Source organism: Streptomyces sp. NBC_00028 (assembly GCF_045041065.1).
Taxonomy (GTDB): domain Bacteria; phylum Actinomycetota; class Actinomycetes; order Streptomycetales; family Streptomycetaceae; genus Streptomyces.
Genome location: NZ_CP108293.1, coordinates 6,740,138 through 6,760,655 on the forward strand (window position 1 = coordinate 6,740,138; position 20,518 = coordinate 6,760,655).

Sequence of the window (20,518 nt, forward strand, 5' to 3'; positions counted from 1 at the left end):
TCCCAGGGCATGCGGAAGGAGCGGTTCAGGAAAGGGGGTTGGGCGACGACCGTCGACGGACAGGAACGCGCGGGCAATTTGTATCAAGCACGCGGTTCGAGAAGAAGAGTGGGGGGTGTGATGTGGGGCACGTTGTGTTTGGGGTGGGGGAGAGCGGGTAACCGTGCCGGTTTCCGTGGCTCAGCGCCAGTGGACCGTCGCGCCGCTCGCCGCCGGTACCGTCGCCTCGATCTTGGCCCTGACCTCCTGCATCACCACGACGATCCGCTCCTCGTGCGCCGGCGTCAGGCGGGCCACCGGCACCGAACAGCTGACGGCGTCCTGGGCGGGGGAGTCGTAGCGCAGGGCGAAGCCGAAGCCGACGATGCCGAGGACGCCCTCCTCGCGGTCGATGGAGTAGCCGCGGGCCCGCGTCCCGGCCAGGTCCGCCGCCAACGCCTCGCGGGTCGTACGGGTGTGGGGCGTGAGCGCCTCGTAGGGGACCTCGGGCAGTTCCGCGTCGTCGCGCTCGGCCAGCAGGGCCTTGCCCAGGGCGCCCGCGTGGGCGGGCAGGCGGCGGCCGACGCGGCTGATGGTGCGCAGGTATTCGTGCGACTCGCGGGTCGCCAGATACGCCACGTCCCGGCCGTCGAGCCGACCCATGTGGATCGTCTCCCCCAGCGCCTGGGACGCCTCGTCGAGATACGGCCGTACGACCCGGACGCGCGGGTCGGTGTCGAGGTAGCTGGTGCCGGTCAGGAGCGCGTGGATGCCGATGCCGTAGAGGGAGCCGGTGATGTCGGTGCGGACCCAGCCGCGCGAGATCAGGGTCTGGAGGAGGGCGTACATGGAGCTGCGGGGGACCTGGAGCTCGTCCGCCAGCTCTTGCAGCCGTGCCGGGCGGTCCCCGCGCGCGGCCAGCACTTCCAGCAGCTCGACCGTGCGCGCGGCCGACTTCACCTCGCGGACGCCCCCTGTCTCTGACATGTGCCGATCGTAATCCTGCGGGACGGCGCCATTGACGCCTGTCGTTCGCCTGTCTAACCTTCATCTCCATACGTGGATGACATCTACATGGGGAGATGGGCGCGTGGGGATCGACACCGACCGGGGTGCGGGCGTCGTCCAGCGGCTGCGGGACGGGATGGCGGCCGGGGTGCTGTCCTTCCCGCTGACCAGCTTCGCGGCGGACGGCAGCCTCGATCCGCACGCCTACCGGGCCTATCTGGCCGGGCAGTTGGCCGCCGCTCCCGGCGCCCTCTTCCCCGCCTGCGGCACCGGCGAGTTCTTCTCGCTGGACGAGGACGAGTACCGCACGGTCGTGACCGTCGCCGTCGAGGAGGCGGCGGGCCGGGTGCCGGTCGTCGCCGGGGTGGGCTACGGCTGGGCGCAGGCCGTGCGGTTCGCGCGGATCGCCGAGGAGGCGGGCGCCGACGCCCTGCTCGTGCTCCCGCACTACCTCGTCGCCGCCCCGCAGGACGGGCTCGTCCGGCAACTGGCGGAGATCGCCGCCCGAACGCCGCTGCCGCTCATCGCCTACCAGCGCGACCAAGTCACCTTCACGGCCGACGCGTTGAGGCGTGTCGCGGACATCCCCGGCGTCATCGGTCTCAAGGACGGGCACAGCGACCTCGACCGGCTCCAGCGCCTCACCCTCGCCGCGCCCGAGGGCTTCCTCTTCTTCAACGGGGCCGCGACCGCGGAGATCCAGGCCCGCGCCTACGCCACGGTCGGCGTCCCCGCGTACTCCTCCGCCGTCCACGCCTTCGCCCCGGAGATCGCCGACGCCTTCTTCCGCGCGCTGCGGGACGGCGACGGCAAGTCCGTCGACCTGCTGCTGCGCGCGTTCTACGTGCCGCTCGTCGAACTCCGCGACCGCGTCCCCGGATACGCCGTGTCGCTCGTCAAAGCCGCGGCGCGGCTGCGCGGACGACCCGTCGGACCGGTCCGCGCCCCGCTCACCGACCCGTCGGACAGCGACCTCGCCGACCTCAGGAACCTGCTCGCCACCGGACTCGACCTCGTAGGAGCCGCTCTGTGAACCTCACGATCACCGACGTACGGCTGACTCCGATCCTCGTCGCCGACCCGCCGCTGCTCAACACCCAGGGAGTGCACCAGCCGTACACCCCCCGGCTGATCGTCGAGGTGGAGACCGCGGACGGGGTCGTCGGGTTCGGGGAGACGTACGGCGACACCAAGTACCTGGAGTTGGCACGGCCGTTCGCGCGGAAGCTGACCGGGCGTCAGGTGTCCGATCTGAACGGTCTGTTCACCGTCGCCGACGAGGTGGCCGTGGACGAGGCGCGGGTCTCCGGGCAGGTCGACGTGGGCGGGCTGCGCGGGGTGCAGACCGCCGACAAGCTGCGGCTGTCCGTCGTCTCCGGGTTCGAGGTCGCCTGTCTCGACGCCCTCGGCAAGGCGCTCGGGCTGCCCGTGCACGCGCTGCTCGGCGGCAAGGTGAGGGACGCCGTCGAGTACAGCGCGTACCTGTTCTACAAGTGGGCCGACCATCCGGCGGGGGTCGCCGCGGAGAAGGACGACTGGGGTGCCGCCGTCGATCCGGCCGGGGTGGTGACGCAGGCCCGGCTGTTCAAGGAGCGGTACGGGTTCACGTCGTTCAAGCTCAAGGGCGGGGTGTTTCCGCCGGACGAGGAGATCGCCGCGGTGCGGGCGCTCGCCGAGGCGTTTCCCGGGCATCCGCTGCGGCTCGACCCCAACGGGGCCTGGTCCGTGGCGACTTCGCTGAAAGTGGCGCAGCAGCTCGGGGACGTACTGGAGTACCTGGAGGACCCCGCGCTCGGTACGGCGGCCATGGCCGAGGTGGCCGCGCGGGCCGGGGTGCCGCTCGCCACCAACATGTGCGTGACGACGTTCGCGGAGATCGAGGAGGCGTTCCGGAAGGGGGCGGTGCAGGTGGTGCTCTCCGATCACCACTACTGGGGCGGACTGCGGAACACACAGCAACTCGCCGCCATCTGCCGGACGTTCGGGGTGGGGGTGTCGATGCACTCCAACACGCACCTGGGGATCTCGCTGGCCGCGATGACGCACGTGGCGTCCACCGTGCCCGACCTTCACCACGCCTGTGACTCGCACTATCCGTGGCAGTCGGAGGACGTGCTGCGGGAACGGCTGGTGTTCGAGGGCGGGAAGGTCGCGGTGTCGGACGCGCCGGGGCTGGGAGTCGAGGTCGACCGAAAGAAGGTACGGGTGCTGCACCAGCGGTGGCTCGATGACGACGGGGGGCTGCGGGAGCGGGACGACGCGGCGGCGATGCGGGTCGCGGAGCCGGGGTGGGTGACGCCGGACGTGCCGCGCTGGTAGTACCGGATGGGCTCAGACACGTGGACGCGTCCGGTGGACAACACTGTTGTCAGTGGTGTGGTGCAGACTGGCTGAATCCGTACCACTCGCAGGGAGCGCCCCGTGATCGCGTCCAGCGCATCCGTCGGAAAGGGACCGTCGCACCTCGGAGCGGCCGGGCCGTGTCAGGCCCAGGTCGACCCGCTCGCCGCGCTGCGCACCCCCGACGACCCCCCTTGGGACGTCTATCTCACCGGCACCGTCTTCCTCGACATCATCTTCACCGGCCTCGACTCCGCACCCGTACGCGGGACCGAGTCCTGGGCGCGCGGGATGGGGTCGAGCCCCGGCGGTGTCGCCAACATGGCCACCGCGCTCGCCCGGCTGGGACTCAGGACCTCCCTCGCCGCCGCCTTCGGCTCCGACCACTACGGCGAGTACTGCTGGGACGCCCTGGCCCAGGGCGAGAGCATCGATCTCTCGCCGTCACGCACCGTCCCCGGCTGGCACTCCCCGGTCACCGTCTCCATGGCGTACGAGGGCGAGCGGACGATGGTCTCCCACGGCCACGAGCCGCCCCCGGAGGAGACCGCCCCCGACTGCCCCCCACGCGCGCGTGCCGCGGTGGCCTCCCTGGTGCCCGGCAAGCGCGCCCCCTGGATCGCGCAGGCCGCCGGCGAGGGCACCCGCGTCTTCGCCGACGTCGGCTGGGACGACACCGGGGCATGGGACCTCGCGGGCCTCGCCGACCTCGAACACTGCGAGGCCTTCCTGCCGAACGCGGAGGAGGCCATGCGGTACACCCGCACCTCCTGCCCGCGCGAGGCCGCCCACGCCCTCCTGGACCATGTGCCGCTCGCGGTCGTCACCCTGGGCGCGGAGGGCGCCTACGCGGTGGACCGGCGGACCGGGGAGTCCGCGGAGGTGCCCGCCATCGCCGTGGAGGCTCTCGACCCCACCGGCGCCGGTGATGTCTTCGTCGCCGGGTTCGTCACCGGCACCCTCGCGGGCTGGCCGCTCGCCGACCGGCTGGCCTTCGCCGGGCTCACGGCCGCGCTCTCCGTCCAGGAGTTCGGCGGCTCCCTCTCGGCGCCCGGCTGGTCGGAGATCGGCGCCTGGTGGCGCAAGGTCCGGTCGGTGCCAGGCCAGGACCCCGCGGCGCTGGAGCGGTACGGCTTCCTGGCGGACCTGGTACCGGCGGAACAGGCCCGCCCGTGGCCCCTGCGGCGGGCGGTACCGACCATCGGGTTCCGCCGGTCGGCATAGGCGACCCGCGGGGTTTCGTGTGGGCGGGTTGGCCGGTAGGTCGGTCGCCTGTTGCTGGGCCGCTTGGCGGGTTTGGGTGGCCCGTGGGGTTTCGTGTGGGCGGGCTGGCCAGCAGGTCGGTCACCTGTTGCCGGGCCACCTGGCGGATACAGGCGGCCGCGGTGCTTCACGCGGGCGTGCGGGCCAGCAGGTCGGTCACCTGTTGCCGGGCCACCTGCCGGATACAGGCGGCCGCGGTGCTTCACGCGGGCGTGTGGGCCAGCAGGTTCGTCACCTGTTCCCGGGCCACCTGGCGGATACAGGCGGCCGCGGTGCTTCACGTGGGCGTGCGGGCCAGCAGGTTCGTCACCTGGTCCCGGACCGCCTCGCGGGCCTCGGCCGGCAGCGCGCCGATCGCCGTGTCGGCCAGGGCGTCGAGCACCGACTCGGGGCCGGTGTCGCAGGTCGCGGTCTCCGTGAGTACGTCGTAGCCGTCGCGGACGGCGATCCGCAGCACGGGGCGGGCGCCCGCCGGGGCGTGGACGGCGGTCGCCACGACCAACGGCGGCGGACCGCCGGGGGCCTCCGACAGCTTGCGGTAGGCGCTCGCCACCGGGGTGCGCCAGCGCAGGCTCAGCAGCAGCGGACGCTTCGCCGTGAGCTCGGCGAGGTCCGTCTCGACGGGGCCCTCCGTGTCCAGCACCACCGCACGCGCGTCCAGGACGACGGCAGCGGGCAGCAGACAGCGCAGGGTGCTGCCGACGATGTTCCCGCCGACCGTCGCGCTCCGGCGCACCGCACCGGTGCCGATCCCGGCCGCCGCCCGGCGCAGCACCTCCGGCACCCGGTCGTCGATCCGGTGCAGGAGCACCGCCGCCCCCAGTGCCTCGGCTTCCAGGACATTGGCCTCGGGCACCTCACGCAGGCTCATCGCCTGCTCCGGGAAGCCGTCCCGTTGCCAGACGGCCCACTGGAGGGTGGCACCGCCGACGGGTATCGCTCCCTCGGACAGGCACTGCTGTGCCTCGGACACGGACGTGGGCAGACGCAAGAGCACGGCCGACCTGCTTTCCCCGGACTCACGACGACGGGAACGCGCCGTCGGCGCGCATTCTCCCCACGCACGCCGGGGGCGTATGCAGGGCTCACCGCGGCACTCGGGGCGCTCTCCCCCTCGGCCGCGGTGAGCGGAAAAGGCCTTCGGTGTTGTCAGTGCCCCGGCGTACCCTGGAAATCGCCAGGCCGCCCATGTGGCGGGCGAGTCGTATCGAGGAGGACGAGCAAGGCCTACAGAGCCGGCCCATGACTCAGACACCCACAGATCGCACACCCGCGCAGGGACAGGCGAGAGCACAGTTCACCGTCCCCGCCCAGCACCCCATGGTGACCGTGCTGGGGTCCGGCGACTCCCTGCTGCGCGTGATCGAGAAGGCCTTCCCGGCGGCCGACATCCATGTCCGGGGCAATGAGATCAGCGCGGTCGGCGATGCCGCTGAAGTCGCCCTCATCCAGCGCCTGTTCGACGAGATGATGCTGGTGCTCCGCACCGGACAGCCGATGACGGAGGACGCAGTGGAACGCTCGATCGCGATGCTCAGAGCCAGCCAGAACGGCGAGGGGGACGGCCAGGAGACCCCGGCCGAGGTCCTCACCCAGAACATCCTCTCCTCGCGTGGCCGCACGATCCGGCCCAAGACCCTGAACCAGAAGCGGTACGTCGACGCGATCGACAAGCACACGATCGTGTTCGGCATCGGCCCCGCCGGCACCGGCAAGACCTATCTCGCCATGGCCAAGGCGGTGCAGGCCCTGCAGTCCAAGCAGGTCAACCGCATCATCCTGACCCGCCCCGCGGTCGAGGCGGGGGAGCGGCTCGGGTTCCTGCCGGGCACGCTCTACGAGAAGATCGACCCCTACCTGCGCCCGCTCTACGACGCGTTGCACGACATGCTCGACCCCGACTCCATCCCGAGGCTGATGGCCGCGGGCACGATCGAGGTGGCGCCCCTGGCGTACATGCGCGGCCGTACGCTCAACGACGCCTTCATCATCCTCGACGAGGCCCAGAACACCTCGCCCGAGCAGATGAAGATGTTCCTCACCCGCCTCGGCTTCGACTCGAAGATCGTGATCACGGGTGACGTGACCCAGGTCGACCTGCCCAACGGCACCAAGTCGGGTCTGCGTCAGGTCCAGGACATCCTGGAGGGCCTCGACGACGTCCACTTCTCCCGCCTGTCGTCGCAGGACGTCGTACGGCACAAGCTGGTCGGCCGTATCGTCGACGCGTACGAGAAGTACGACAGCTCGCACGGCACCGAGAACGGCACCCACAAGGGCGGCCGCACCAAGCGGAAGTAGACAGACCAGCACCATGTCGATCGACGTCAACAACGAGTCCGGAACCGATGTCGACGAGCAGGCGATCCTCGACATCGCCCGCTACGCACTCGCGCGGATGCGCATCCACCCGCTCTCCGAGCTCTCGGTGATCGTCGTGGACGCCGACGCCATGGAGCAGCTCCACATCCAGTGGATGGACCTGCCCGGGCCGACCGATGTCATGTCGTTCCCCATGGACGAGCTCAGGCCGCCCAGCAAGGACGACGAGGAGCCCCCGCAGGGGCTGCTCGGTGACATCGTGCTCTGTCCCGAGGTGGCCAAGAAGCAGGGCGAGGACGCGCCGACGCAGCACTCCATGGACGAGGAGCTCCAGCTCCTGACCGTCCATGGCGTGCTGCACCTGCTCGGCTACGACCACGAGGAGCCGGACGAGAAGGCCGAGATGTTCGGTCTCCAGGCCGCCATCGTGGACGGGTGGCGTGCGGAGAAGGGCCACACCGGTCCGTCGCCGGCTCCGACCGTCTCATGAGTCTTCCCCTCGTCTCCGGCGCGATCGCCCTGGTCGTCGTCGCGTGGCTCGCCGCCTGCGCGGAGGCGGGCCTCGCACGCGTCTCCAGCTTCCGCGCCGAGGAGGCCGTCCGCGTCGGCCGGCGCGGCAGCGCCAAACTCGCGCAGATCGCCGCCGACCCGACCCGCTATCTCAACGTGGCGCTGCTGGTCCGCGTCGCCTGCGAGATGGCCGCGGCGGCGATGGTCACCTACGCCTGCCTCCAGGAGTTCGACGGCACCACCCAGGCCCTGCTCGTCGCGATCGGCGTCATGGTGCTGGTGTCGTACGTCGCCGTCGGGGTCTCCCCGCGCACCATCGGCCGCCAGCACCCGCTGAACACCGCGACGGCGGCGGCCTACGTCCTGCTGCCGCTCGCCCGGATCATGGGCCCGATCCCCAACCTGCTCATCCTCATCGGCAACGCGCTCACCCCCGGCAAGGGCTTCCGGCGCGGCCCCTTCGCCTCCGAGGCGGAGCTGCGCGCGCTGGTCGACCTCGCCGAGAAGGAGTCGCTCATCGAGGACGACGAGCGCCGTATGGTGCACTCCGTCTTCGAACTCGGCGACACCCTCGTGCGCGAGGTCATGGTGCCGCGCACCGACCTCGTCGTCATCGAGCGCTACAAGACGATCCGTCAGGCCCTCACCCTCGCCCTGCGCTCCGGGTTCTCGCGCATACCCGTGACCGGGGAGAGCGAGGACGACATCGTCGGGATCGTGTACCTGAAGGACCTGGTCCGCAAGACGCACATCAGCCGGGACGCGGAGAGCGAACTGGTCTCCACGGCCATGCGGCCCGCCGCGTTCGTGCCCGACACCAAGAACGCCGGTGACCTGCTGCGCGAGATGCAGCGGGACCGCAACCACGTCGCCGTCGTCATCGACGAGTACGGCGGCACGGCCGGCATCGTCACCATCGAGGACATCCTCGAGGAGATCGTCGGCGAGATCACCGACGAGTACGACCGTGAACTGCCGCCGGTGAAGGAGCTGGGCGACGACCGCTTCCGGGTCACCGCCCGCCTCGACATCACCGACCTGGGCGAGCTGTACGGCCTGGACGAGTACGACGACGAGGACGTGGAGACGGTCGGCGGACTGCTCGCGAAAGCCCTCGGCCGCGTCCCGATCGCCGGCGCCTCGGCCGTCGTGGACCTGCCCGACGAGCGTGCGCTGCGGCTGACCGCGGAGGCCGCGGCCGGACGGCGGAACAAGATCGTGACCGTGCTGGTGGAGCCCGTAGAGGTCCCCAAGGAGGACGAGTGACCCCGCAGGAGCTGCGCACGCTCTGTCTCTCCTTCAACGCGGCCGTTGAGGACTTCCCCTTCTCGCCGGAGATCTCGGTCTTCAAGGTGCTGGGCAAGATGTTCGCGCTGTCCTGGCTGGACAACCGCCCGCTGACGGTGAACCTCAAGTGCGACCCGGAGGACGCGGTCCGGCTCCGGGGCGAGTACGAGGGCCTGATCATCCCCGGCTACCACATGAACAAGCGCCACTGGAACACCGTCACGGTCGACGGCGAGCTCCCGGACCGGCTGGTCCGGGAGCTCGTGGAGGACTCGTACGACCTGGTCGTGGCCGGCCTACCGCGCGCCGAGCGCCTCCGCCTCGACCGCCCCTGAAGGGCGGGTTCGCAGGCCTACGGCGACCAGCGCGGCGGTGACCAGGACGACCGCCGCGTCGATCGCGACGACCGTACGGACCCCGGACAGCAGGTCACCGGCGGTCGTCGCCAGGACGCCCAGCAGCGGGATGCCGATCGTGATGCCGACCTGCTGGGTCGAGGTGACCAGACCGGTCGCCAGGCCCTGCTCCTCGTCCGGCACGCCCGAGGTGACGGTCAGGCCGTACGAGATGATCGCGCCGAGGTGGAACATGCTGGCCAGCGAGACCGCCGCGACGGCCAGCCAGACCGAGGCGTTGCCCGCCCCGAGGCCCAGCAGCGCGGCGACCAGGACGCCCTGGCCGGTGAGGGAGACGACCAGCGTGCGGCGGGCGCCGCCGAGCAGGCCGATGACCCGCGGGGTGTACACGCCCGCCACCACCGACAGCACACCCTGCACACCGAAGACGAGGCCCGTCTCGAAGGCCGACAGGTGCAGGACCTCCTGGAGGTACAGGGTCAGCACGAAGACGATCGTCGACATCATCGAGAAGGTGACCAGACCGCCCAGGTTGCCCCACGCCACCGTGCGGCGGCGCAGCATCGGCAGGGAGACCAGCGGGGCCGCGGCGCGGGACTCGACGAGGACGAACGCCGTGAGCAGGACGAGACCGGCGACCAGGGTGACGAGGACGTCGGTGCGGGCGAAGCCGTGGTCGGCGGCCGTCGACAGGGCGTAGATCAGCGAGAGCAGACCGCCGGTGACGGTGACCGCGCCGGGGATGTCCAGGCGGGGGCGGTCCGGGGTGCGGGACTCCGGCAGCAGGCCGGGGGCGAGCGGCAGGACGAGCAGCGCGAACAGGGTCAGCAGGCCCATCGTGGAGCGCCAGCCGAAGGCGTCGGTGAGCACGCCGCCCGCCACCATGCCGACGGTGTAGCCGAGGGACAGCAGCGTGCCCGAGATGCCGAGCGCGCGGTCACGGGCCGGGCCCTCGGGGAAGGTCGTGGTGAGCAGGGACATGCCGGTGGGCACGATGGCCGCCGCGCCCACACCTTGCAGTGCGCGTCCGGCGAGGAACGACGCCGGGTCCCAGGCGAACGTCGCCAGCAGGGAGGCCGCGCCGAACAGGGCGAGGCCGCTGAGGAACAGCTTGCGGCGGCCGTACAGGTCGCCGATCCGGCCGAAGAGGAGCAGGAAGCCGCCGGAGGGCAGCGCGAACGCGGTGACCGCCCACTGGAGCGCGGACTGGCTCATGCCGAGGTCCGCGCCGAGCACGGGGAGGGCGACGTTCAGGACGGAGAAGTCGAGGGCGACCATGAACTGGGCCGCGCACAGGACGAAGAGAACGAGCTTGTCGCGGTGCGAGAGCCGTGCCGCGGGGGCGGTCCCGGTGCGGGTCCCGGTGTCGGTGGTGGTTGAGGATGCGGTGTCGATCGCCATGGGTAAGAGCCTCGCGGCGGCGGAATAGCCGTGGGGAGACGGAAGTTGTCCTGGTGGTGGCACCACCAGGCAACGGCGGCGGTACGAGGGGGACGAGTTCGTGGTGGCGGAGGCTGTCCAGCGGCGGCAGGAGCTGCGGGAGTTCCTGATGAGCCGGCGGGCCCGGGTCACGCCGGCCGAGGCCGGACTTCCGGACGGCGGCGCGCGGCGCCGGACGCCGGGACTGCGGCGCGAGGAGGTCGCGGTGCTGGCCGGGGTGGGCGCGTCCTGGTACCAGTGGCTGGAGCAGGGCCGGGACATCTCGGTCTCGCCGCAGGTCGTGGACTCCGTGGCACGCGTACTGAGGCTGAGCGGCGCCGAGCGACGGCATCTGTACGTCCTCGCCGGGCTCAACCCGCCCGTGCCCGAGGTGGAGCCGGACCGGCGGGACATGTGCGACGGGCTGCGGCGGATGATCGACGCGTGGATGCCGTATCCGGCGCACATCATGGACCTCTACTACAACTGCGTGCTCTACAACGACGCCGCCGCGATGGTCCTCGGGATGCGGCCCGACATCACGCAGAACTGTCTCGTCGACTTCTTCACCGACCCGATGTACCGCTCCCGCTCCAAGAGCTGGGAGCAGAACGCGCGCACGGTGGTGGCCCAGTTCCGGGCGGCCTCGGCCGCGCGCCCCGACGACGAGGGGTTCCGGCAGGTGCTGGCGGAGGTGTCGGAGGCGAGCGAGGAGTTCGTCGCGCTCTGGAACGAGCGGGACATCGAGGACGCCGGGCAGATCCGCAAGGAGCTGGATCATCCGGTGGTGGGGCTGCTTCAGGTCGAGTCGAGCGTGCTGAAGATGCCGGTACGGCCGGATCTGTCGGTCGTGCTGCACACGCCGATGGACGAGGTGACGGCGCGGAAGCTGGAGTGGCTGGCGTCGCCGGAGGGGCGGCGGGGCGCGATGTACCCCGTGGCCGGGTGAGGTCCGGCGGGATACGGGTACGTATCCTCGGCTCATGACCGACAGCGCGCTTGATCCCGAGGACCGCAAGATCGTGACCCTGGCCCGTTCCGCGCGGGCGCGTAACGGGGTGCCCGAGGGGGCGGCGGTACGGGACGACACCGGCCGTACGTATGTGGCGGGCACCGTTGCCCTGGACTCGCTCCAGCTCAGCGCGTTGCAGACGGCGGTGGCGATGGCGGTGGCGTCCGGGGCGAAGTCGCTGGAGGCGGCGGCGGTCGTGACGGCGGCGGAGACGGTATCGGTCGCGGACCGGGCCGCGGTACGGGATCTTGGCGGGGCGTCGACGCCGGTGCTGCTGGCGGGGCCGGACGGGGTGGTCCGGGGGACGGTGACGGCGGGCTGAGGCCGGGTTTCTTCTCGCCCCCGCCGCCCCTACCCGTCCCATCACTGGGGGCTGCCGCCCCCAGACCCCCGCTTCGGCCCTGAAGGGGCCTCGTCCTCAAACGCCGGACGGGCTGACGGATGCGGGCCGGCGCTTCAGAGGTGCGGACGGGCTGGAGGATGCGGCTGGAATTGAACCTTGCCGTGTTCAGTCTCTCGCGCATCAATGGAACCGGTAGTTCCGACGGTCCGTCAGGTTTTCACCGTCACCCCCCACGCGACGCGTCCCGCACCACGCCTCGCGAGCGGACCGTTCGGGCTTCTCCCGTCCATCCCCACATGGCAGTTTCCCGATACGGGAAGGGAGTCGGAACCCCATGAGAGGCAAACGAACAGCGACAGGTGCGGCACTGGTGACCGGGGCGTTCGCGGTCGCCGGGCTGGTGTTCGCGCCCGCGGCCCTCGCCGTCAGTCCCGGCAGCGCGACCATCAACGCCGACTGCGGCAGCTTCGGCAGTGGTGAAGCCACCATCACCGCCACGCAGGACGGCACCGCCGCGACCATGACCGTCAACTCCTCGGCCATCACCGCACCCATCGGCCTGTCCGAGGACTCGATCACCTCGACCCTCACTCTGGTGAACGCCGCCGGCGGCACCAGGTCCTTCACCGCCACCGAGAACCCGGCGATGGCCGCCGGCGACCCCGTGCAGGTCGGCCCGCTCCCCGGTGTCGTGGCCTCCGGCGACAGCCTTGAGGCCTACGGCGGCTCGCTCACGATGACGGTCTTCGGGATCACCATCACCTGCACGGCGACCGCGGCGCAGTCGCCCGGGCCGTTCGTGTTCGACTGAGAATCGGGCAAACGCTACTGACGGGCCGTCAGTTCCTGTGTGCAGTACAGGAGCTGACGGTCCATCAGTTCACGGCTCAATCTCCATTGACTTCTCACGCGATCCCCACATCAATGCCCCCAACGAGTCACAGAGAGGGGGCACTCCCCATGGATCCGACATCACGAAGACGCCGCTGGGCCGCACTGCTCGGAGCGGGCGCGCTGGCGGTCGCCGCGTCGAGCGGCCTGGCCGGTCCGGCCGCCGCCGCGAGCAACGTCGACTTCGCGACCCACTGCATCCCGCCCGCCGTCGCCGGCATCCCGCCCATCGACGGCACCACGACCGCGCTGATCACGGTCGACAACGCCGCCCCGAAGGTCGGCGACACCGTCACCGTGACCTACACCGTGGTCAAGCCCGCGGCCAGCAACCCCACCGCGATCAGCCTGCCGGCCGACATCATGACGCCGTCCGGGAAGGTCACCCTCGGCGGGGCGCAGACCGGTGACGTGACCGTCGTCGGGCCGAAGAAGAACGATCCGGTCGCGGGCAACGCCCCGTTCCCGTCGTTCAGCATGACCGGCACCTTCACCGTCACCACCGCCGGGGCCATCACGCTCTCGCCCGGCGACTACAACATCCACACCAGCTACATCCTGGAGCTGGACACTCCCTGCACCGTCACCAACGGGCCCGCCCCGGTCTCCGAGACCGTCACGGCGAGTCCGGCCACCCAGCCCAACACCCGTGCCATCACGCTGGGTTCGGCCTCCGGGAACCCCGGTGACAGCGTCACCGTCAGCGGCAGCAACTTCACCCCGGGCGCGACCGTCACCCTCGCCGGACGCTCCGGTTCCAGCCAGACCGCGGACACCGCGACCGTGACGGCGGACGGGAACGGCGCCTTCAGCGGGTCGCTGACCGTCAACGACAAGACCACCACCGGCGTCGTCGCGTACGAGGGCGCGAGCTGGACCGATGCCTCCGGTGCCGGGCCCGCCGCCTACACCGTCATCGACAACACCCCCGTCCCCGACAACGCCCAGAAGATCAGCACCACGGTGAAGGCGGGCACCCTGTCCATGACCCAGGCCGGGGACACCGTCTCCCTGGGCGCGGTCGACTACGGCAAGGGCGGCGCCTCGGGCGGCGACCTGAACACCGTGAGGGTCAAGGACTTCCGCGGCGGTGTCGCGGGCTGGTCTCTGACCGGCAAGGTCACCGACTTCACCGGTCCCGGCGCCAAGATCGATGCCGGGGCGCTCAGCTGGACCCCCGCCTGCACCACCAAGGCGGGCAGCCCCAGCACCTGCCAGGCCGGTTCCGCGGGCACCGTGGGCTCGGCCGGGGCGACCCTCGCGTCCGCTCCCAACGGCACGCTCACCGGCGGTGAGTTCACCGTGGACGCGAAACTCTCCCTGAACGTACCGGCGTTCACGCCTCCGGGCACGTACTCCGGCGTCCTCACCCTCACGCTCAGCTGACCGTACGGGCGTCCGCACCCGCCCGTGTCGCCTCGTTCAAGTGGGGGTCCGCACCCATGCGCCGTACGTTCTACGCCCTTGTCCTGGGGTGCCTGTTCGCCCTCTGCGCCCCGTCCGCGCACGCCGCCGACAACGGCAGCTGGTCCGTGTACCCGCTCTCGTCGAAGGTCGCCGTACGCCCGTACTTCTATCTCTCCGCCGACCCCGGGCAGACGATCACCGACAAGGTCGTCGTCGCGAACAAGACGGGGAAGCCGCTGACTTTCCGGCTGTACGCCGCCGACGCCTACAACACCGCCCGCGACGGGGGCTTCGCCGTGCGCACGGTGCGGGAGAAGATGCGGGGCGTCGGGGTGTGGGCCAGGCCCGCGAGGTCCCGGGTCACCGTTCCCGCGCACGGCAAGGTCACCGTGCCCGTCACGATGCGGGTGCCGCAGGGTGCCGAACCCGGTGATCACGCCGGTGCGATCGTGGCGCTGGACGAGCGGATCGACCGGGGCGACGGCTCCGTGGCGCTCGGCGTCCAGCGGGCCGTCGCCGCCCGCGTCTACCTCCGGGTCGGCGGCCCGACGCTGCCGGCGATCTCCGTCGAGGATGTCCGGGTCGGCCACCACCAGCCGCTCGTGCCGGGACTGGGCGACAGCGCCGCGACGATCTCGTACACCCTGCACAACACCGGCAACGTCACCCTGAACCCGAAGGTGGAGCTGCGCGCGACGGGGCTTTTCGGCCGTACGCTCCTCGCCCGCGACCTGACGAGGATCCCCTCCGAGCTGCTGCCGGGGCAGAGCGTCCGGCTGACCGAGCCGTGGCGGGGCGCGCCCCAGCTGGACTGGGGCGAGGTGACGCTCACGGCGAGCGCGAAGGACACCCGCGAGTCCGCGGCCGCCTCGTTCCTCGCGCTGCCGTGGCTGATGGCGGTGGTGCTGGCGGTCGTGGTGGTGGTGGGCGTCGTCCTCGTGGTCAGAGCGCGTCGGGGCCGCGTTCGCCCGTCCGCACGCGTACGACCGTCTCGACCGGCAGGGCCCAGACCTTTCCGTCCCCGATCTTCCCCGTCTGCGCGGCCTTGACGATCGCGTCGATGACGGCGTCGGAGTCGGCGTCCTCCACCACGACCTCGATGCGGACCTTCGGAACCAGGTCGACCTGGTACTCGGCGCCGCGGTACACCTCGGTGTGGCCGCGCTGACGGCCGTAGCCGCTGGCCTCGCTCACGGTCAGGCCGTGGATGCCCAGCTCCTGGAGAGCGGTCTTCACCTCGTCGAGGCGGTAGGGCTTGACGATCGCGGTGATGAGCTTCATGCCTGGGTCTTGGCCTTCTGGGCGGAGTGGACGGAGGACGCGCTGACCGGGGCGCCGTGGCCCAGGACGCCGTGATCGTATGCGGTCTCGGCGTGCACCGTAAGGTCCAGGCCGGTGTGCTCCTGCTCCTCGCTCGCGCGGAAGCCGATCGTACGGTCGAGCAGCTTGCCGATCCCGTACGTCACGAGGAAGGCGTACGCCCCTACGGCGACCACGGCCACCAGCTGCTTGCCGAGCTGGCTGAGGCCACCGCCGTACAGCAGACCCTCGGTGCCGCCGGTCATCTCCTCGACCGCGAAGACGCCGATGAGGAGGGTGCCGACGATGCCGCCGACCAGGTGGACGCCCACGACGTCGAGCGAGTCGTCGTAGTCGAACCGGAACTTCCAGCTCACGGCGTAGGAGCAGATCACGCCCGCGGCGAGGCCGACGACGAGGGCGCCGAGGAGGGAGACCGAGCCGCAGGACGGGGTGATCGCGACCAGGCCCGCGACCGCGCCGGACGCGGCGCCCAGCGTGGTGGGGTGGCCGTCGCGCTTCTGCTCCACGAACAGCCAGCCGAGCAGGCCCGTGCAGCCGGCCGCGAGGGTGTTGAGGAAGGCCGCCGCGGCGAGGCCGTTCGCGCCGAGCGCCGAGCCCGCGTTGAAGCCGAACCAGCCGAACCAGAGGAGTCCGGCGCCCAGCACGACCATCGGGAGGTTGTGCGGACGCATCGCGTCCTTCTTGAAGCCGAGCCGCGGACCGAGCACCAGGCACAGGGCGAGGCCCGAGGCGCCGGAGGTGATCTCGACCGGCAGACCGCCCGCGAAGTCCAGCGCGCCCAGCTTGTCGAGGATCCAGCCGCCGGGGCCCCAGACCCAGTGGGCGACGGGAACGTATACGAGGAGCGCCCAGACGGGGACGAAGACCAGCCATGCCCCGAACTTCGCGCGGTCCGCGACCGCGCCGCTGACCAGCGCCGCCGTGATGATCGCGAAGGTGAGCTGGAAGGTGGCGAAGAGGAGGGTGGGGACCGTGCCCTGGACGCTGTCGGGGCCGAGGCCCGCCATGCCGGCGTGGTCGAGGTTCCCGACGAGGCCTTGGAAGGCGTCGTCGCCGAAGGCCAGGGAGTAGCCGGCCGCCAGCCACACCACCGTCACCAGCGCGATCGACACGAAGCTCATCATCAGCATGTTGAGGACGCTCTTCGTGCGGACCATGCCGCCGTAGAACAGGGCCAGGCCCGGGGTCATCAGCAGGACGAGGGCGGTGGCGGCGAGCAGCCAGGCGGTGTCGCCGGTGTCGATGTGCGCTGCGGCCTGCGTGGCGGAGAGGGTCACGGTGGTCTCCAACGAGGTGGGGGCTCGTCAGAGGGTCACCGGCGTGCGTTTCCGGATGTGTACGGGTGTGTTTCCGCGAGGTTTCGTTGCGTGAGGGTTTCCGGAAGCTCACGTGCGGGGCGGTGATCGGTCTGTTGTACGGCAGGGCTCTGTGGATCAGGGAGAATGGGCGCCATGAGCGTTCGTAGTCAGTCATCCGAGCCGTCTGAGCCGTCCGGGGCTCCCCATCGCGCCGGCTTCGCCTGCTTCGTTGGCCGCCCCAACGCGGGCAAGTCCACCCTCACGAACGCTCTGGTCGGGCAGAAGGTGGCGATCACCGCCGACCAGCCGCAGACCACCCGGCACACGGTGCGCGGGATCGTGCACCGGGAGGACGCCCAGCTGATCCTGGTGGACACCCCGGGGCTGCACAAGCCGCGCACGCTGCTCGGCGAGCGGCTCAACGACGTGGTCCGCACGACCTGGGCCGAGGTCGACGTGATCGGCTTCTGCCTGCCGGCGAACGAGAAGATCGGTCCCGGTGACCGCTTCATCGCGAAGGAACTCGCCGGGATCAAGAAGTCGCCGAAGGTCGCGATCGTCACGAAGACGGACCTCGTCTCCTCCAAGGCCCTCGCCGAGCAGCTGATCGCCATCGACCAGCTGGGCAAGGAGCTGGGGATCGAGTGGGCGCAAATCGTGCCGGTGTCGGCGACGGCGAACAAGCAGGTGGATCTGCTGGCCGACCTGCTGGTCCCGCTGCTGCCGGAAGGGCCCGCCCTCTACCCCGAGGGTGACCTCACCGACGAGCCGGAGCAGGTCATGATCGCGGAGCTGATCCGCGAGGCCGCGCTGGAGGGCGTGCGCGACGAGCTGCCGCACTCCATCGCCGTCGTCGTCGAGGAGATGCTCCCCCGCGAGGACCGCCCCGCCGACAAGCCCCTCCTCGACATCCACGCCTTCGTCTACATCGAGCGCCCCAGCCAGAAGGGCATCATCATCGGCCCCAAGGGCAAGCGCCTGAAGGAGGTCGGCATCAAGTCCCGCAAGCAGATCGAGGCCCTGTTGGGCACGCCGGTCTTCCTGGACCTGCACGTGAAGGTGGCGAAGGACTGGCAGCGGGATCCTCGGCAGTTGCGGAAGCTGGGGTTCTGATCGAGTTGTTGGGGGTGGTGGTTGCCGGCCGCCTGTGCGAGCGGCTGGCAGAGGTCGGCATCAAGTCGGGCAGGCAGGTCGAGGTGCTGCTGGGGATGTCGGCCGCGCGGCGGTAGCCGCACATTGATGCAGCCTGGACCTGCACGTGAAGGTGGCGAAGGACTGGCAGCGGGATCCTCGGCAGTTGCGGAAGCTGGGGTTCTGATCGAGTTGTTGGGGGTGGTGGTTGCCGGCCGTCTGTGCGAGCGGCTGGCAGAGGTCGGCGTCAAGTCGGGCAGGCAGGTCGAGGTGCTGCTGGGGGCGTCGGCCGCGCGGCGGTAGCCGCACATTGATGCAGTCTGGACCTGCACGTGAAGGTGGCGAAGGACTGGCAGCGGGATCCTCGGCAGTTGCGGAAGCTGGGGTTCTGATCGAGTTGTTGGGGGTGGTGGTTGCCGGCCGTCTGTGCGAGCGGCTGGCAGAGGTCGGCGTCAAGTCGGGCAGGCAGGTCGAGGTGCTGCTGGGGGCGTCGGCCGCGCGGCGGTAGCCGCACATTGATGCAGTCTGGACCTGCACGTGAAGGTGGCGAAGGACTGGCAGCGGGATCCTCGGCAGTTGCGGAAGCTGGGGTTCTGATCGAGTTGTTGGGGGTGGTGGTTGCCGGCCGCCTGTGCGAGCGGGTGGCAGAGGTCGGCGTCAAGTCGGGCAGGCAGGTCGAGGTGCTGCTGGGGATGTCGGCCGCGCGGCGGTAGCCGCACCTTGATGCAGCCTGGACCTGCACGTGAAGGTGGCGAAGGACTGGCAGCGGGATCCTCGGCAGTTGCGGAAGCTGGGGTTCTGATCTCAGGAACTGCTCGGGGTGAGGTCCTGGAGGCCCACCACTCTCAGGAGTTGCAGGCGTTCGTAGGCCTCGGTGCCGGGGCGGGCCGAGTGGACTATCAGGAGGTGGTGGTGTTCGTGGCTGAGCATCACCTCGCAGTCGAGGTCCAGGAGGCCCACCAGGGGGTGCACGAAGCGTTTCGTCGCTCGGTTGCGCAGCGACACCTCGTGTTCCTGCCAGAGGGTGGCGAACTGCGGGCTCGCGGCGCGTAGTTCGGCGACCAGGGCCGCCGGTCCCGGGTCGTCGGGGCGGGCTGCCGTCACCGCTCGGAGCGTCGAGACATGGGCTCGGGCGTGGGCCTCCAGGTCCTCCGCCGGGAACAGGTCATGTGCCGTCGGGTCCAGGAAGAAGCGGCGGGTGAGGTTGCGGTCGCGAGGGGGCCGCGACATCACGTCGCCCACCAGGGCCTTCGCCATCGCGTTCTGGGCCAGGACGTCGCCGTGGTCGTTCAGAACCTGCGCCGGTGTGTCGTGGAGGCGGTCGAGGATCAGCAGGAGACCGGGGCGGACGTGGGACGACGCCGTCTCGCGGCGTGGGGGTTCCTCGCCCACCAGGTGGAAGAGGTGGTCCTGTTCGACGTCCGTCAGGCGCAGCGCGCGGGACAGCGCGGTCAGCATCTGGCGGGACGGGCGCGGGCCCCGGGACTGTTCCAGACGCGTGTAGTAGTCCACCGACATGCCCGCCAGCGACGCCACCTCCTCCCTCCGCAGGCCCGGCGTACGCCGTCTCGCCCCCGGTGTCAGGCCCACGTCCGACGGGGTGAGGCGGGCGCGGCCACGGCGGAGGAAGTCGGCCAGTTCGGTTCGGTTCACCCGTCAAGCGTGCGTCAGTCCGCCCGGCTTATCCAGGGACCGCCGATCCCCCGATCGACGGGTCTCTCCCGGCGTCGACGCCGCTGCCCAAGGCTGGTGGGGACGAGAGGAGCACATCGTGCTGACATTGGTCACCGGAACCACAGGTCAGGTCGGACGGCGCTTCGTGCCGCGACTGCTGGCGCAGGCACGGGGCAGCGAACGGGTGCGGGTCCTTGTACGGGACGCCGCCCGCGGTGAGCCCTTCGCCGACCTCGGCGCGGACGTCGTCGTCGGCGACCTCCGCGACACCGACACCCTCGGCAAGGCCGTCGCCGGCGTCGACGCCGTGGTCAACGTCGCCGCCTCCTTCCGCGGCGTGTCGGACGAGGAGGCACGGGCGGTCAACCATGAGGCGGCCATCGAGCTGGGCCGCGCCGCACAGGCGGCCGGGGTGCGGCGGTTCGTACAGGTCAGCACGGGGCTCGTGTACGGCACCGGACGCGGCCGGCCGCTGACCGAGGACGACGAGAGCCGGCCCGGCGGGGCGATGTGGGGTGCCTACCCCGAGTCCAAGGCCCGGGCCGAGCGGGAACTGCTCGCGCTGGAAGGGCTGGACGTACGGGTCGCCCGCCTCCCCTTCGTCTACGGCGAGGGCGACCCCCATCTCGCCCAGTCCCTGATGTGGGCCAAGAACTGGGCGGCCGGCCAGCGCCTGCACATGGGCCATCACGCCGACGTAGCTCAGGGGCTGCTGCGGATCCTGCACGCGCCCGGCATCGCCGGCCGGATCTACAACATCGCCGACGACGCCCCTGTCACGGCGGTGGAACTGCACCAGCTGAACGGGGCCGAGGTTCCCGAGGAGCTGTACACCCGCACCGACCCTGACCCGTGGCTGGCGATCACCTCCACCGACCGCATCCGCCGCGAGCTGGGCTACCGGCCGATGTACCCGTCCGTCTACACCGCCCGCGACGCCGGAGCCCTCTAGAGC

The 20,518-nt window shown here is 70.9% G+C and carries 20 protein-coding genes and 2 pseudogenes; 16 read left to right on the forward strand and 6 right to left on the reverse strand.

Going from position 1 to position 20,518, the window contains the following annotated elements; translation table 11 throughout:
• Positions 1-180: 180 nt before the first annotated feature.
• Complete coding sequence (locus OG885_RS30270) at positions 181-966, reverse strand: IclR family transcriptional regulator (protein ID WP_405737379.1); 786 nt, start codon at positions 964-966, stop codon at positions 181-183.
• Between the two features lie 157 nt (positions 967-1,123).
• Between OG885_RS30270 and OG885_RS30275 the strand changes: the two genes are divergently transcribed.
• The 3 genes from OG885_RS30275 (at position 1,124) to OG885_RS30285 (ending at position 4,551) form a co-directional block, all read left to right on the forward strand.
• Entirely contained in the window at positions 1,124-2,020 is an 897-nt protein-coding gene (locus tag OG885_RS30275; RefSeq protein WP_405742938.1) for a 5-dehydro-4-deoxyglucarate dehydratase, read from the forward strand.
• The gene (locus OG885_RS30280; protein WP_405737381.1) at positions 2,017-3,306 is read left to right on the forward strand and encodes a glucarate dehydratase family protein; all 1,290 of its coding nucleotides are present in this window, start codon (positions 2,017-2,019) and stop codon (positions 3,304-3,306) included. The genes OG885_RS30275 and OG885_RS30280 overlap by 4 nt, the downstream gene beginning before the upstream one ends.
• A 102-nt stretch (positions 3,307-3,408) precedes the next feature.
• A complete protein-coding gene (locus OG885_RS30285; RefSeq protein WP_405737383.1) occupies positions 3,409-4,551 on the forward strand; it encodes a carbohydrate kinase family protein in 1,143 nt (380 codons plus the stop codon).
• A 316-nt stretch (positions 4,552-4,867) separates the two neighbouring features.
• Here the strand turns inward: OG885_RS30285 and OG885_RS30290 are convergent, their stop codons facing one another.
• Positions 4,868-5,587, reverse strand: a complete 720-nt coding sequence (locus OG885_RS30290) for an FAD binding domain-containing protein (RefSeq protein ID WP_405737385.1) — start codon at positions 5,585-5,587, stop codon at positions 4,868-4,870.
• Positions 5,588-5,832: 245 nt separating this feature from the next.
• On the opposite strand from OG885_RS30290, the gene OG885_RS30295 reads away from it, so the two are divergent.
• Genes OG885_RS30295 through OG885_RS30310 form a run of 4 tightly spaced genes read left to right on the forward strand, consistent with a single transcriptional unit; the run spans position 5,833 to position 9,044 of the window.
• Entirely contained in the window at positions 5,833-6,891 is a 1,059-nt protein-coding gene (locus tag OG885_RS30295) for a PhoH family protein (RefSeq protein WP_405737387.1), read from the forward strand.
• A gap of 13 nt (positions 6,892-6,904) precedes the next feature.
• A complete protein-coding gene (ybeY, locus tag OG885_RS30300; RefSeq protein ID WP_405737389.1) occupies positions 6,905-7,402 on the forward strand; it encodes an rRNA maturation RNase YbeY in 498 nt (165 codons plus the stop codon).
• Positions 7,399-8,688: a hemolysin family protein gene (locus tag OG885_RS30305; RefSeq protein ID WP_314201900.1), complete on the forward strand. Its 1,290-nt coding sequence runs from the start codon at positions 7,399-7,401 to the stop codon at positions 8,686-8,688. Before ybeY ends, OG885_RS30305 begins: the two co-directional genes overlap by 4 nt.
• Positions 8,685-9,044, forward strand: a complete 360-nt coding sequence (locus OG885_RS30310; protein ID WP_399956087.1) for an MmcQ/YjbR family DNA-binding protein — start codon at positions 8,685-8,687, stop codon at positions 9,042-9,044. The genes OG885_RS30305 and OG885_RS30310 overlap by 4 nt, the downstream gene beginning before the upstream one ends.
• Here OG885_RS30310 and OG885_RS30315 read toward each other — a convergent pair.
• Positions 9,006-10,466 carry an MFS transporter gene (locus tag OG885_RS30315; protein ID WP_405737392.1) on the reverse strand — a complete coding sequence of 487 codons (1,461 nt, stop codon included), beginning with the start codon at positions 10,464-10,466 and terminating at the stop codon, positions 9,006-9,008. The genes OG885_RS30310 and OG885_RS30315 overlap by 39 nt on opposite strands.
• Positions 10,467-10,614: 148 nt before the next feature.
• On the opposite strand from OG885_RS30315, the gene OG885_RS30320 reads away from it, so the two are divergent.
• The 5 genes from OG885_RS30320 to OG885_RS30340 all read left to right on the forward strand — a co-directional run bounded on the left by OG885_RS30320 (position 10,615) and on the right by OG885_RS30340 (position 15,186).
• Entirely contained in the window at positions 10,615-11,433 is an 819-nt protein-coding gene (locus OG885_RS30320) for a helix-turn-helix transcriptional regulator (RefSeq protein WP_405742940.1), read from the forward strand.
• Positions 11,434-11,467: 34 nt separating this feature from the next.
• Entirely contained in the window at positions 11,468-11,818 is a 351-nt protein-coding gene (locus OG885_RS30325) for a cytidine deaminase (protein ID WP_405737394.1), read from the forward strand.
• Positions 11,819-12,173: 355 nt separating this feature from the next.
• A complete protein-coding gene (locus OG885_RS30330; protein ID WP_405737396.1) occupies positions 12,174-12,650 on the forward strand; it encodes a hypothetical protein in 477 nt (158 codons plus the stop codon).
• Positions 12,651-12,799: 149 nt separating this feature from the next.
• Positions 12,800-14,116: a beta-xylosidase gene (locus OG885_RS30335; RefSeq protein WP_405737398.1), complete on the forward strand. Its 1,317-nt coding sequence runs from the start codon at positions 12,800-12,802 to the stop codon at positions 14,114-14,116.
• A gap of 56 nt (positions 14,117-14,172) precedes the next feature.
• Positions 14,173-15,186 carry a WxL protein peptidoglycan domain-containing protein gene (locus tag OG885_RS30340; protein ID WP_405737400.1) on the forward strand — a complete coding sequence of 338 codons (1,014 nt, stop codon included), beginning with the start codon at positions 14,173-14,175 and terminating at the stop codon, positions 15,184-15,186.
• Here OG885_RS30340 and OG885_RS30345 read toward each other — a convergent pair.
• Together OG885_RS30345 and OG885_RS30350 are read right to left on the reverse strand one after the other, a co-directional pair.
• Positions 15,080-15,418 carry a P-II family nitrogen regulator gene (locus OG885_RS30345; protein ID WP_059191692.1) on the reverse strand — a complete coding sequence of 113 codons (339 nt, stop codon included), beginning with the start codon at positions 15,416-15,418 and terminating at the stop codon, positions 15,080-15,082. The genes OG885_RS30340 and OG885_RS30345 overlap by 107 nt on opposite strands.
• On the reverse strand, positions 15,415-16,737 hold the full coding sequence (locus OG885_RS30350) for an ammonium transporter (protein ID WP_405737402.1): 1,323 nt from the start codon (positions 16,735-16,737) through the stop codon (positions 15,415-15,417). Before OG885_RS30350 ends, OG885_RS30345 begins: the two co-directional genes overlap by 4 nt.
• Positions 16,738-16,911: 174 nt before the next feature.
• On the opposite strand from OG885_RS30350, the gene era reads away from it, so the two are divergent.
• The 3 genes and pseudogenes from era to OG885_RS30365 all read left to right on the forward strand — a co-directional run.
• Positions 16,912-17,871 (forward strand): GTPase Era, encoded by a 960-nt coding sequence (gene era / locus OG885_RS30355; RefSeq protein ID WP_399956067.1) that lies wholly within the window; start codon positions 16,912-16,914, stop codon positions 17,869-17,871.
• Positions 17,872-17,888: 17 nt separating this feature from the next.
• Positions 17,889-18,076: pseudogene (locus OG885_RS30360) on the forward strand (hypothetical protein); the annotation flags it as partial.
• A 17-nt stretch (positions 18,077-18,093) separates the two neighbouring features.
• Positions 18,094-18,281 (forward strand): annotated as a pseudogene (locus OG885_RS30365) (hypothetical protein); the annotation flags it as partial.
• A gap of 412 nt (positions 18,282-18,693) precedes the next feature.
• Here OG885_RS30365 and OG885_RS30370 read toward each other — a convergent pair.
• Positions 18,694-19,542 carry a helix-turn-helix transcriptional regulator gene (locus tag OG885_RS30370; RefSeq protein ID WP_405737405.1) on the reverse strand — a complete coding sequence of 283 codons (849 nt, stop codon included), beginning with the start codon at positions 19,540-19,542 and terminating at the stop codon, positions 18,694-18,696.
• Positions 19,543-19,660: 118 nt separating this feature from the next.
• Here OG885_RS30370 and OG885_RS30375 point away from each other — a divergent pair, with 118 nt between their 5' ends.
• The gene (locus tag OG885_RS30375) at positions 19,661-20,515 is read left to right on the forward strand and encodes an NAD-dependent epimerase/dehydratase family protein (RefSeq protein WP_405737407.1); all 855 of its coding nucleotides are present in this window, start codon (positions 19,661-19,663) and stop codon (positions 20,513-20,515) included.
• Positions 20,516-20,518 lie beyond the last annotated feature (3 nt).

What these genes read in the sequence shown, in the direction of transcription:
- OG885_RS30270 (WP_405737379.1), bottom strand. Translation starts at nt 966, where the DNA reads ATGTCAGAGACAGGGGGCGTCCGCGAGGTGAAGTCGGCCGCGCGCACG.
- OG885_RS30275 (WP_405742938.1), top strand. Translation starts at nt 1,124, where the DNA reads ATGGCGGCCGGGGTGCTGTCCTTCCCGCTGACCAGCTTCGCGGCGGAC.
- OG885_RS30295 (WP_405737387.1), top strand. Translation starts at nt 5,833, where the DNA reads ATGACTCAGACACCCACAGATCGCACACCCGCGCAGGGACAGGCGAGA.
- ybeY (WP_405737389.1), top strand. Translation starts at nt 6,905, where the DNA reads ATGTCGATCGACGTCAACAACGAGTCCGGAACCGATGTCGACGAGCAG.
- OG885_RS30305 (WP_314201900.1), top strand. Translation starts at nt 7,399, where the DNA reads ATGAGTCTTCCCCTCGTCTCCGGCGCGATCGCCCTGGTCGTCGTCGCG.
- OG885_RS30315 (WP_405737392.1), bottom strand. Translation starts at nt 10,466, where the DNA reads ATGGCGATCGACACCGCATCCTCAACCACCACCGACACCGGGACCCGC.
- OG885_RS30320 (WP_405742940.1), top strand. Translation starts at nt 10,615, where the DNA reads ATGAGCCGGCGGGCCCGGGTCACGCCGGCCGAGGCCGGACTTCCGGAC.
- OG885_RS30325 (WP_405737394.1), top strand. Translation starts at nt 11,468, where the DNA reads ATGACCGACAGCGCGCTTGATCCCGAGGACCGCAAGATCGTGACCCTG.
- OG885_RS30330 (WP_405737396.1), top strand. Translation starts at nt 12,174, where the DNA reads ATGAGAGGCAAACGAACAGCGACAGGTGCGGCACTGGTGACCGGGGCG.
- OG885_RS30335 (WP_405737398.1), top strand. Translation starts at nt 12,800, where the DNA reads ATGGATCCGACATCACGAAGACGCCGCTGGGCCGCACTGCTCGGAGCG.
- OG885_RS30340 (WP_405737400.1), top strand. Translation starts at nt 14,173, where the DNA reads ATGCGCCGTACGTTCTACGCCCTTGTCCTGGGGTGCCTGTTCGCCCTC.
- OG885_RS30345 (WP_059191692.1), bottom strand. Translation starts at nt 15,418, where the DNA reads ATGAAGCTCATCACCGCGATCGTCAAGCCCTACCGCCTCGACGAGGTG.
- era (WP_399956067.1), top strand. Translation starts at nt 16,912, where the DNA reads ATGAGCGTTCGTAGTCAGTCATCCGAGCCGTCTGAGCCGTCCGGGGCT.